The following is a 10,731-nucleotide window of genomic DNA, read 5'->3' as shown; positions in this document are numbered from 1 at the left end:
CCAAAACTGTGGGACAGCAGTGGGGGCTAAGCCCGGCTTTTTTGTGCGCATGGCCCGTCGGTGATTAATCCGACGCACTTTCGATACGCTCTGTGCGTGTTTTCCGTTCCGGGTGTGTGCTCAGGTATTCTCGCCAGCTATTGGTTTCGCGCTGGCTGCCGGGCAGTGAATTAAGTGCACTGGCCAGAAGGTCTGGTGACATGCCTGCTGCTTTCAGGTGCTCGACGGCGAAGTCATCTGCATCGGTTTCCATCGTCCGGCTGAAGGCATTTTCGCCGAGCGAAATTCCGGTACCCAGTACGACTTCTGATAAGCCTTCAAGGTCTCCAAGCAAGAGCCCATAAACAATGGCACCGGCACTGGCCTGAACCATCATTTGTGCGCCGTGCCGGCGGTCTACATGGCCTGCCTCATGAAATAGCACAGCTATCAGTTCGTCGCGACTGAGAATATTAACCAGCTCATCAAATACCACGATGGTGCCATCGGGCAGTGCGAAAGCATTGGGAGCGATGGCGCTGCGGAAAAGGATTCGATAGTCATTATCCAACCCCGCTTTTTCTGCGGCTTTATTCCAGTCTTTTATGATCGAAGCCTGCTCATACTGGGCCAGCCTCGAAGGTTCCAGAGAATAGTCGAGCGTCTTCATTGATGAGCGACCAACCCGATTCAGTACTTCTTGCGGCACTAAGGGCGCCGTAGCCTTTGCACCGGCAGGAATAACCTGAGTAAACACAAGCCAGAAGCAAAGAGGAACCATCAATGCGGCGGCCAGAACCATCACCATATGACTTTCGAGGTAAGCCAGAAAGCCGCTGCGCGGCGTCCATCTCTGGTACGGGTCTTCGGGAATAAAGTAGTCACCACTGTCAAAGTGCAGCTCAACTGGAATACCGGGGAGGACATCCCCTTGTCTGCATTCTTTCAGTGTTGTCGAGGTCAGCTCGTAATCGAAGTCGGTCGCAAGGACGCGGAGCGAGCCGTCGTCCCTGAGAAGAAGAATGGCAGGGCGTGTGTCACTGCGGCCTGCCATACAGTATTTGCCAGTGATCCTTTGCATCAGACGATGGAAAGGTCAGTATCGAACATACCGGCAGCTTCTTCACCAAAGGCGCTTTCTTTGCCTTCAACCTGATTGGCCATATGATCGATACGCGGCGTCAGAAACACGGTCGTTTTGGACGCGATGTAGCGCATCTTGATGACTTTAGCAGCCGGGAAGGCAAGGCCGAGAGTAAAAAGAATCAGGACGGCGTTAAGCAGAGTAATACCCAGATAACCAGCAACCGTAATACGTGACTCGAAGCGAACAAGCTCATCTGCTTTGAGACTTTCAGCAATGTGGTTGCGGATCATGGCATTGAAGACAGACTGGACGAGAAAGCTGAAGAAATACATGACCAGAATGATAGGTAAAAACGACAATGGGTTCGGGGCTTCACTACCCTGAATGGTCGTAAGTGTTCCGGCCATGGATGATGCAATCAGGATGAAAGCAATAATAGAAACCAGGAAAACGACCAGCGCCGCTTTGTAATACTGACCTGTGCTGGTATTCAGTTGCAGTTTTTCACCGCCGTATTCGCAGTTACCAAACATGAATTGATGAATTTTTTTGATGACCCAAGGTAGAGCAAGATACAGGGTGACAGCAGCTACTAATGGCAAAACGATAAAGTGATACAGAGCCCCCATATAGTCGCCTTTAAAATCAAAGCGAACATTACGGTAAGCGGTATTGCGGTAGGTAAATTTAAGGCCCTGAACTATGAGCCACGGGCTCAATGGGATCAGAGCAAGATACATAATGCCTGCAGCTATGGGTTCGACCATGGAAACGCCCACAAAAATAAGAAATACGCCCAACGCTAACAAGCGACCCAGCAAAATCTGCTTAGGCGTTGCCAGGTATTGCAGGCGATTATCCTCGATGCTGGTGTGGCCGTAGAGGTATTGGTTATTCCGTACTTTCGCCCATGCCCCATAAATACCCAGCGTGGCCAGGGTAAGAAGCATATTTACTAACCAGAGCTTAGTGTAACCCCATGGTGTGGCAGTAAATTCAATAGCAGCGCTACGCTCGTTGGCGAAGCTTTCAGGCGTCGTCATAATTACGTCCTTGTAGTGATCTGCAGGCTGTTCATTCAGCCATGGTGCAGGTTTGGTTTATTTGTCCTCGCGGACGAATTCGGCCAGAACCCGGTCAGAAGCCCGGCTACCAACCAGAATACTCATTACATCTGTGCGAATCGCACTGATCGGATGTTTACGATATTCATGTTCCAGGCGGCAGCGCTGAAGCGGACAGAAACGGAATCCAATCTGCATCGTCAGTGCACGCTCACTGGTGTGCTCGTAAGCTTTTTCTGGGCTGATGTACCAACTCAGGTCTTCAAACAGGCCCGGCTCCCAGCGCCAACTGCTTTGCATGGTGGCGAGCACATCGTAGTCTTTGAAATTCAGCGTCGCAGCAACCCAGCGCTGGCCATCTTCACGCTCAACCATCTGACCCAGACGGTTTTCAATTTGCTGATTTTTGAGGGTGAATTCCAGAACCGATTTGGCTTTCTGGCCCGGTTGGTAAGCAGCGTTTTTATCTGGAAAGAGTGGGCTGTATACAGTGCTGTTCGGTAGGTTCCGCATGCCTACAATAACAAAGCTTTGTTTGCGTTCGCCGTAGTTGTATTTGGCTGCCTGAAGTTCAAGTTCGATATAGTAAGTTTTACCGGCACGGAGGTCAGAAGTAATGTCGCCGCTGAATAATGTATCGATGTCGGATTCAGAGAGGTACTCAGCGCCGGACCAGGCATCGCGGGTGTCGTTCAGACGCTCTTGAACCCGTGCGTCTCGCTCAGCGGCGAGTCTTTCGGCTTCAAGACGCGCTTCTTCCAGTCTCTGGGCTTCCAGCAGTTGCTGACGGCGTAGTTCTTCTTTGGATGGCCCACAGGCAGAAATGACAATAGCGCAAAGCACCAATACAGCGAGACGGAGCATGTTAATTCCTTACTTATTATACTGACCCGAACTGAGTATTGCTGAGCTCAGCTGGGTAAAAAGCGGTTACAGTATACCGTCGACGAATGAAAAAGGGGACTCGTTGAACTCATTCAGTGCCCTGTGGACAAAGAATAGTGACTATGACACTCTTCGGGCTGTTTTCAATGATTGGGGACGTCTGAATTGCGAGCTCTGCTGATATTAGTGATTACGTTTATAACCGGATGCAATCTGGTAGAACGCCCTTTTGCGGACACGCCCGACAGAGAGCTGAGAGAACGTAATTACCGGTGTCAGATGACGGGTTCGCTATCGGCAGCGGAAATCCAGGTATGCAAAAATATTCGAAGGGAATGTGATGCGCGTGCCGAGAGAGGGAATTTCGTGTGCTGACCCAAGCTTGGGTACTGAGATCTTAAACTGCCATCAGGAAATACTATGAAATTGAATAAACTGGTTCCAGCGATTGCGTTGGGGACACTGTTATTGGCTGGTTGCGGCCAGGAGGAAAAAGTGAAACTTGAGACCACCGCTCAGAAAGCGAGTTACGGTGCAGGCCTGAACATCGGTCGTCAGATCGAACGTGAAGGTGCAGACATTGATCTTGATGCATTGGTTGCGGGTATCCGTGATTCTGTTTCTAAAGCTGAACAGCAGGTCAGCGACGAAGATATTCAGGCGGCATTCATGTCACTGCGTGAAGATGCTGAGCGCAAGCAGAAAGCTCTGGATGATGAAGCAGCTCAGGCGAGCGAAGAATTCCTGGCGAAGAACGCAGAACGTGAAGAAGTAAAAGTTACTGATTCAGGCCTGCAATATGAAGTTCTGACTTCTGTAGAAGAAGGTGAGTCACCGGCAGCAACCGATACTGTTCGTGTTCACTACCACGGTACGCTGATCGACGGAGAAGTTTTTGACAGCTCTGTTCAGCGCGGTCAGCCTGCCGAATTCCCGGTAAACGGTGTAATCCGTGGTTGGGTCGAAGCACTCCAGATGATGAAGCCAGGTGAGAAGTGGAAGCTGTTCATCCCGGCAGACCTGGCTTACGGTGCTCGTAGCCCAAGCCCTAAAATTCCAGCGAACTCAGCGCTGGTGTTTGAGGTAGAACTGCTCGAGATTGTTAAGTAATACATACAGCCTCGCAGAAAAGGCCCTCTTCGGAGTAATGCTGTTCACTTAAGCGGAGCAGCATTTCTATCCACCGGATAGCGGGTTTTTGATATCTTCACCGTCCGGGGCGTTGATCGCCTCGGACGGCGTCGTAACACCAACCCCGAAACTCCTGACCTAAGCTCCGACAAACGCTTCCCCGTTCTCGATATCGGCTGTGCATCCGCCATGACGATCAGCTGTACGGCAATGTATTTACAGGCGTGCTTAAAACTCATATCCGATGGACTTAAACCAAACGCCACCGCAGCCTGGGCTGACTCGCGCCGGATGATGTTGTACGTCAGCAACATCCCCCACACTTCCTGATAAATCAGGTCTACTTTCTTGCTGCGTAATGTAATCGCATTTCCCTGCATTGAACTTTTGATGTCACGGAACCCTAGTTCAATTTCCCAACGCTCCTGATATAGCTTCGCGACGGCGTCTGTACGGTATCGCTTAAACGGCAGTGAGGTATAAACCGTTTTGAGCTTTCCCCTGGATTCATAAGTTACTTCACGAACGGTCCAGAACTCCGGCAGTGTTGGGTTTCGTTTACGAGCCTGAGGTGACACCTTCATGCGCAGCTCACGATCATGTGCGTTATTACGGTGGATTTCTTCCGCGACCAATCCCTTGCGTGCTGGAATCAACCAATGTCGCTCCTGACCCTCCTGTTGCAGACTCAGCAATAAATCCGCACTCCAGAAGCCTTTGTCGAATAAGGTGATGGAGTGGTCGGGAATCCCGTTGGCAAAGTCTGCTGCCAGAGGAATTTCGCCGCGACGATACGGACTTATGCGTGCATCCATCACGATATGTGAGCGGACATTCATTAACGCCACCAGGCGTAACATTGGAAATGGCGTTTGTCGTTCGGTGGCTGTATTACCTGAACCAAAATGCTCACGCAGCTCCGGCGAATCCGGCGTACGCAACAGCGCCCCATCAACGGCCAGAACCTGCAAGCCATGCCAGTCATCACCGTTATAACGCTCACGTCCCCAGTGATGTCCTGTTTTACGGAACAGCCATTCTACAGGCTCGGCGCCTAGGCGCTGACGCGCTTCGCTGATACCACTGCGCGCCAGTAAATCGCTGGATGCGAGACCTTGAGCGCAGATATTCAGCCGGCGAACCACCTCATGAATCGGTTCGTCGCGGAATAAAGCCATGCCAAGCACCAGCCAAAGAACCTGATCCGATGGCAGGCGTCGACGGCGAATACTGGCTTGTGCAGAGAGTTGCAGAGCTGACTCGACCCACTCAACAGGGATATTTTGGGTGAATGCTGAAAGATCAGAGAAGTTGAACAGATCGCTCAGGTCGAGCAGGGACTGTTGAAAGTGCATAAAAAAATCCGGCATCAGGAGTCTGATACCAGATTTTCTTAGAAGCCTCGTGATGCTTCAAATGCTTAAGTGAACAGCATTACCTCTTCGGAGGGCTTTTTTGTGCCTGCTCATCGAGTGTGCGTATAGAAAACAGAAAGCCCGAATGCGTCAGGTTATTGAGCGACGGCTTCTTCTAGCTCTTCAGATACTTCGTCTTGTTGACCGCCGCGGAGTCCGCAGCCAGACATGTGGGAGAGTGTTCTCTCAAGACTTTCAAGTTGTTGGTCGGTCAATCGAATCGTATTTCCACAGACGCGACATATGGATTTGCGATCTATCCGTAATTTCTCAGCAGGCTGTGATGTGTAATTTTTACACTCAGGACAAGGCAGCGGGTACTGAACAACAGAAGCAACAGAAGACATAAGCAATAATTAAACAAAAACCAGTGTTGAAGCTGATTTATACAGCATTAAAGGTATTGTTTGAAGGGCATTGCGGGCGAAGTGTGAGAATGGTCGGGGTAGAGAGATTCGAACTCCCGACATCCTGGTCCCAAACCAGGCGCGCTACCAGACTGCGCTATACCCCGATCTAACAACTTAAAAGGCTGTGCCCCTCAAGTGGATGCGCATATTATAGATGGCTTAGATTCCCGTCAACGGGTTTTTCAAAAAAATGTTTAAAAACAAATGCTTCGGTTAATTTCTCACCAGACTGATGAAAGTCCGCCCCGCCCCCTTTGTTTTACGGCCCGGGCATGAGAAAATCGCGCGCTTTACAGCTTACTGTTAGGGTTGATACTCAATGACCGCACAACTGATTGACGGCAACGCCACCGCCAAAGCCATGCGCGAATCCATTAAAGAGCGTGTTGATGCACGCCTTGAGCAAGGCAAGCGTGCTCCCGGCCTCGCCGTCATTCTGGTTGGTACCGACCCAGCATCTCAGGTCTACGTATCGCACAAGCGCAAAGACTGCGAGCAGGTAGGCATAAACAGCAAAGCATTCGACCTCCCGGCAACAACCAGTCAGCAGGAATTGCTCGATCTTATCGACCAACTCAACAACGACAACGACGTCGATGGCATTCTGGTTCAGCTGCCGCTACCGGCAGGTCTTAAATCTGACGAGATTCTTGAGCGTATTGATCCCACCAAAGACGTCGATGGTTTCCACCCATTCAACGTTGGCCGTCTGGCTCAGCGCATGCCACTTCTGCGCCCATGCACACCTGCAGGCGTGGTTGATCTTCTTGATGGCACCGGCCAGGACATTACCGGCATGCACGCCGTCATCGTAGGCGCATCAAACATTGTCGGTCGCCCTATGGGCCTTGAGCTTCTGTTGAAGGGCTGCACAGTGACTACATGCCATCGCTTCACAAAAGACCTTGAAGGCCACGTAAGACAGGCAGACATCGTCGTTGTAGCCGTCGGTAAGCCTGGCATCGTTAAAGGTGAATGGGTGAAAGACGGCGCCATCGTCATCGACGTAGGCATCAACCGCCTGGACAGCGGCAAACTGGTTGGCGACGTTGATTTCGATGCAGCGGCACAGCGCGCATCACACATCACCCCTGTTCCCGGCGGCGTTGGTCCAATGACTCGCGCCAAGCTGCTTGAGAACACCCTCTTCGCTTGCGAAGAACTGCACGACCAGTAATCGCAATAGAAGTTACACATCAAAAAAGGGCGCACATGCGCCCTTTTTATTTAGCTCCACAAATCAACTCACGCCTCAACGATTATGAACACCTTCTAAACGCTCAGCCAGCCAGACCTTAATAATAGATTGGCGCGTCACGCCGAGGCGAGAAGCCTCCTTATCCAGAGACTCAATCATCCAGACTGGGAAATCGACATTCACACGCCGCTGGCTCTGATTTGGGCGCTTTAGCGCGGCCAGGTCCAGGTTATCGGTGACATCCACCTCGCCGGCGTCAAACTTTTCATCAAACTGTTTAGCTTTCATACAAAGCCACCTCTGAACGACGCGAACGTCTGACCGAAATAATCCGTACGTTACCACCTCGATAGGTGATCACCGCCGACCAATGCTTATGCCCAAGACGGGCAACTATCAGGTATCGCGGCTCATCTGCAACCAATGCAGGAATCTCTATCAAATTTGGGTCATCCCAGAGTTCCTGCGCAGCATTAAAATCTATACCGTGCTTAGCGAGATTAGCCTCACTTTTCGCCAGGTCATATTCGAATCCATTCATGTATAAAAATTATACCTTTTTTAAAAACAGCGCAAGCGCCGGGCGCTAGTCAAGCCTCCACAACTCACCCGCATCCGTAGCAATAAAGATGACACCTTCGCTATCTTCAAGCAACGCACGCAGCCTCTGACCACGCTCTTCAAAGTAGCGTTCTTCATCGACGGGTTTACCGTCCTTCATAACAATTCTGTTCAGATGCGTCAGTTTGAGCGCCCCAGACAACAAATCGCCCTTCCAGCCATACTTGTCGCTTCTGACTGAGATCAGGCTCCCCGGCGCAATCGACGGCACGTAAACTTTTGCCGCTGGCTGCATTCCATCCTTCTCCTTAACGCCGACATCAAAAGGCCCCCAGTATTCCTTACCCTGAGAAACCACAGGCCAGCCATAATTCTCGCCTTTAGCAATCAGGTTCAGTTCATCACCACCCCGCGGGCCGTGCTCAATAACCCACAGACGCCCCTCTGCATCAAAAGTGATACCTTGAGCATTGCGATGACCATACGACCAGATTTCATCCAGCCCCTGCTCCGACTCAATAAAAGGATTATCCTCAGGCACAGAACCATCGCGCTTCAAGCGGATCACAGTGCCAGCGTGTGTTCTGAGATCCTGGCCATTTTCACGGACACCGCGATCACCGACAGTAAAAAACACATGTTCGTCATCAAACGCAATACGGCTGCCAAAATGGCGGGACGTGTCCGATACTGAGGTAGTCACCAACAGAGTCTGACGGTCAGTCAGCATACCGCTTTTGAGATTTAACTTTGCTCGCGCCAGAGCGGTTGCAGCCTCACCCTGAACAGGCGCACTGTAGGTAAAATAAATCCAACCACCGGTTTTATAATCACGCGGAACAGCGACATCGAGAAGACCACCCTGACCATTCGCTACGACCTTAGGGGCGCCAGCGATGTCGCGTGCATCCCCAGACTGCACATCAATAAGAACGAAGTTACCTTCCTTCTCAGAGATCAGCAGCTTACCCGGCGCTATCTCAGCCATCCCCCACGGACTATCAAGCCCTCGGTAGACGACCTGAACCGAAGGCGCAGCGGATACAAAAGAAGAAAAGCCTGCCAAGAGAACAGACAGACCTAAAAGAAAGAAATTAAAGAGACGCATAATCCATCATTGCCCTGCTTAAGAGTTTCTGTTTAATGGCCACTATATCGGCATTATGTGGTCACTATGTCGACAGCAAGGTGCGAAATAGGTTCGCAGCTTTCCTATGAGCCAGTAGTGACAACCTCAGTCATGCCAGCCCAACCCACACCAACCCAACTAAGCCCAAGCCAATCAGGCGGGCCACAGCATGCGGGTTATCTCTTTTGCAGAAACTTCACGACAACCGCTTCTCACGATACCTGACCACAAAGGCGTAAAGTCCGAGCGACCGACACCCTCCGCCGCGGTGCGCAATGGGCCTAACGCCACTGAAGCGTAAGGAAACTCAGGAACTCCCGAAAAAACACAATCAAGGTCATTCATCACCCGGTTTTTAATTCCGCGAGCGAGGCGCCCGGAGAACACATTCGTCAGTGCAGTGACCGAGCTTTCATCCTTAATCGCAGCACGATGCAGAGCACTGGTCTTTGCTTCGTTGCAAAGCAAATAAGACGTACCAACCTGAACCGCTGCAGCACCCTGCCCTAAAAGCGCCTTCACATCAGCGGAAGAGGCAATGCCACCGGCAGCAATCACAGGGATAGACAATTCAGCGACGAGCCCCGAGAGCAACTCTACCAAGGGCAACTGAGAGTCGGCATCGTCGGTAAGAAACATCCCACGATGACCGCCAGCCTCAACTCCCTGAGCGATAACAACATCGGCGCCATTCGCCTGAAGCCAGCTCCCCTCTTCAACCGTTGTTGCGGTCGAGAGAACGACCGAGCCCCAGGATTTCACTCGTTCTAGCAACTCAGGCGACGGAAGACCAAAATGAAAACTGACGACAGGCGGCTTAAAGCTCTCAAGCGCATCCGCAACTTTATCGTCAAACGGCAAACGAAGGCCTGACATACCTTCTGGTGGCGACACGTCAAACTCGTCATAGTAGGTAGCCAAGGTTTTCTTCCAGGCACTTAGCGCAGACTCATCAACGCCCGGCATCTCATGACAGAAGAAATTCAAGTTGTAAGGTTTCGTGGAGCGCGCGGTAAAACTCTCTACCTCAGACACGATCTGGTCGACCGACAACATACCGCACGGGATAGAACCCAGCCCGCCCGCTTCTGAAACAGCGAGAGCTAGCTCCCAATTCTGAACGCCCGCCATTGGGGCCTGAATAATCGGTATATCAATACCCAGAGTTTCGCAGATGTCCATTTAAAGCACTCCTGATGACAGTAGCTCAATCCTAAACACTATTAAGCAGAGAGTCTTTGCTTTTCACCCGAACACTCAACCATATACTTGGCGGCATTCGCTCTACCTTCAGCAATCCCAGCCGTCCCGAGGTTCTTTTCTGAGGTGAATATGCCTGACCAGCCGGATCGACGGACGAATCAAAAACTGAAAACTCCCGAGAATAAACAACCAGATCGCCGCATGCTCAAATTGAGGAAACAGGAACAGAATGCTGCCTACCAAAAACCAAAGAGCAATCACAAAATCATTAGCGATACTGATCACTTCGTATCTACGCTGAATAACCAACCTTTCCTGACCGATACGCAACGTCAGCTGATCTTCAGACTCAGAGTTTTTCATGTGACCCTCCTGTTTAACCAATCGATAAACCTGGCATGTTAAATAGTGCCGTAGAGGGTCGACAGCAATCAGCGAGAGATGTTCAGGTGAAGGGTCAGAAAGCAGAGTTTAAGAAGAATCGAAAGAAGCTGGGAATAAACTAGTAATCTTCAATCTCATTCTTAGGTGTCTAGTTTTCATGGGTAACTCGGAGCTCTAACGCCGCTGTATGGGGCATTTTTTGTGTAGTGGAGTTTTGGGGTAAAGTGGCGAAGCCACCCCAAAACGGAGCGAAGCAAGAAATGTGATCTTGCCCCGATAAAACGG

At 50.9% G+C, this 10,731-nt stretch carries 11 protein-coding genes and 1 tRNA gene; 2 read left to right on the top strand and 10 right to left on the bottom strand.

All coding sequences use genetic code 11. From position 1 onward, the window contains the following. Positions 1-64 precede the first annotated feature (64 nt). From B2067_RS12250 to B2067_RS12240, 3 genes are read right to left on the bottom strand one after another with little or no spacing between them, the layout of a single operon-like run. Positions 65-1,033, bottom strand: coding sequence for a M48 family metallopeptidase (locus tag B2067_RS12250; RefSeq protein WP_301388643.1), 969 nt, complete (start codon positions 1,031-1,033; stop codon positions 65-67). Positions 1,034-1,059: 26 nt separating this feature from the next. Further along, positions 1,060-2,109: a YjgN family protein gene (locus B2067_RS12245; RefSeq protein ID WP_068440854.1), complete on the bottom strand. Its 1,050-nt coding sequence runs from the start codon at positions 2,107-2,109 to the stop codon at positions 1,060-1,062. 57 nt (positions 2,110-2,166) lie between these two features. Continuing rightward, positions 2,167-2,994 carry a hypothetical protein gene (locus tag B2067_RS12240; protein ID WP_301388641.1) on the bottom strand — a complete coding sequence of 276 codons (828 nt, stop codon included), beginning with the start codon at positions 2,992-2,994 and terminating at the stop codon, positions 2,167-2,169. Between the two features lie 441 nt (positions 2,995-3,435). On the opposite strand from B2067_RS12240, the gene B2067_RS12235 reads away from it, so the two are divergent. Continuing rightward, entirely contained in the window at positions 3,436-4,125 is a 690-nt protein-coding gene (locus B2067_RS12235) for an FKBP-type peptidyl-prolyl cis-trans isomerase (RefSeq protein WP_068440860.1), read from the top strand. A gap of 44 nt (positions 4,126-4,169) precedes the next feature. Here the strand turns inward: B2067_RS12235 and B2067_RS12230 are convergent, their stop codons facing one another. Together B2067_RS12230 and B2067_RS12225 are read right to left on the bottom strand one after the other, a co-directional pair. Next, positions 4,170-5,501, bottom strand: a complete 1,332-nt coding sequence (locus tag B2067_RS12230) for an IS4 family transposase (RefSeq protein ID WP_301388640.1) — start codon at positions 5,499-5,501, stop codon at positions 4,170-4,172. A gap of 497 nt (positions 5,502-5,998) precedes the next feature. Next, positions 5,999-6,075, bottom strand: a tRNA-Pro gene (locus tag B2067_RS12225). Between the two features lie 215 nt (positions 6,076-6,290). Between B2067_RS12225 and folD the strand changes: the two genes are divergently transcribed. Next, complete coding sequence (gene folD / locus B2067_RS12220) at positions 6,291-7,148, top strand: bifunctional methylenetetrahydrofolate dehydrogenase/methenyltetrahydrofolate cyclohydrolase FolD (RefSeq protein WP_301180319.1); 858 nt, start codon at positions 6,291-6,293, stop codon at positions 7,146-7,148. A 75-nt stretch (positions 7,149-7,223) separates the two neighbouring features. Here folD and brnA read toward each other — a convergent pair whose 3' ends face one another. The 5 genes from brnA to B2067_RS12195 all read right to left on the bottom strand — a co-directional run bounded on the left by brnA (position 7,224) and on the right by B2067_RS12195 (position 10,425). Further along, entirely contained in the window at positions 7,224-7,457 is a 234-nt protein-coding gene (gene brnA, locus B2067_RS12215) for a type II toxin-antitoxin system BrnA family antitoxin (protein ID WP_068442151.1), read from the bottom strand. Continuing rightward, positions 7,447-7,710, bottom strand: a complete 264-nt coding sequence (locus B2067_RS12210; protein WP_301388638.1) for a BrnT family toxin — start codon at positions 7,708-7,710, stop codon at positions 7,447-7,449. Before B2067_RS12210 ends, brnA begins: the two co-directional genes overlap by 11 nt. Positions 7,711-7,755: 45 nt before the next feature. Then, positions 7,756-8,838, bottom strand: coding sequence for a PQQ-dependent sugar dehydrogenase (locus B2067_RS12205; RefSeq protein WP_301388637.1), 1,083 nt, complete (start codon positions 8,836-8,838; stop codon positions 7,756-7,758). 174 nt (positions 8,839-9,012) lie between these two features. Beyond that, a complete protein-coding gene (locus B2067_RS12200; protein ID WP_301388636.1) occupies positions 9,013-10,041 on the bottom strand; it encodes an NAD(P)H-dependent flavin oxidoreductase in 1,029 nt (342 codons plus the stop codon). Between the two features lie 108 nt (positions 10,042-10,149). After that, the gene (locus B2067_RS12195; RefSeq protein ID WP_301388634.1) at positions 10,150-10,425 is read right to left on the bottom strand and encodes a YrhK family protein; all 276 of its coding nucleotides are present in this window, start codon (positions 10,423-10,425) and stop codon (positions 10,150-10,152) included. Positions 10,426-10,731: the final 306 nt, after the last annotated feature.

It is taken from the genome of Thalassolituus sp. UBA2590, from assembly GCF_002339775.1.
Lineage (GTDB): Bacteria > Pseudomonadota > Gammaproteobacteria > Pseudomonadales > Oceanobacteraceae > Thalassolituus.
This window is presented reverse-complemented; position numbering and strand designations above follow the sequence as displayed.

Excerpts from the sequence above, each read along its gene's own strand:
- B2067_RS12250 (WP_301388643.1), bottom strand. The coding sequence starts at position 1,033 with ATGGCAGGCCGCAGTGACACACGCCCTGCCATTCTTCTTCTCAGGGAC.
- B2067_RS12245 (WP_068440854.1), bottom strand. The coding sequence starts at position 2,109 with ATGACGACGCCTGAAAGCTTCGCCAACGAGCGTAGCGCTGCTATTGAA.
- B2067_RS12240 (WP_301388641.1), bottom strand. The coding sequence starts at position 2,994 with ATGCTCCGTCTCGCTGTATTGGTGCTTTGCGCTATTGTCATTTCTGCC.
- B2067_RS12235 (WP_068440860.1), top strand. The coding sequence starts at position 3,436 with ATGAAATTGAATAAACTGGTTCCAGCGATTGCGTTGGGGACACTGTTA.
- B2067_RS12230 (WP_301388640.1), bottom strand. The coding sequence starts at position 5,501 with ATGCACTTTCAACAGTCCCTGCTCGACCTGAGCGATCTGTTCAACTTC.
- folD (WP_301180319.1), top strand. The coding sequence starts at position 6,291 with ATGACCGCACAACTGATTGACGGCAACGCCACCGCCAAAGCCATGCGC.
- brnA (WP_068442151.1), bottom strand. The coding sequence starts at position 7,457 with ATGAAAGCTAAACAGTTTGATGAAAAGTTTGACGCCGGCGAGGTGGAT.
- B2067_RS12210 (WP_301388638.1), bottom strand. The coding sequence starts at position 7,710 with ATGAATGGATTCGAATATGACCTGGCGAAAAGTGAGGCTAATCTCGCT.
- B2067_RS12205 (WP_301388637.1), bottom strand. The coding sequence starts at position 8,838 with ATGCGTCTCTTTAATTTCTTTCTTTTAGGTCTGTCTGTTCTCTTGGCA.
- B2067_RS12200 (WP_301388636.1), bottom strand. The coding sequence starts at position 10,041 with ATGGACATCTGCGAAACTCTGGGTATTGATATACCGATTATTCAGGCC.
- B2067_RS12195 (WP_301388634.1), bottom strand. The coding sequence starts at position 10,425 with ATGAAAAACTCTGAGTCTGAAGATCAGCTGACGTTGCGTATCGGTCAG.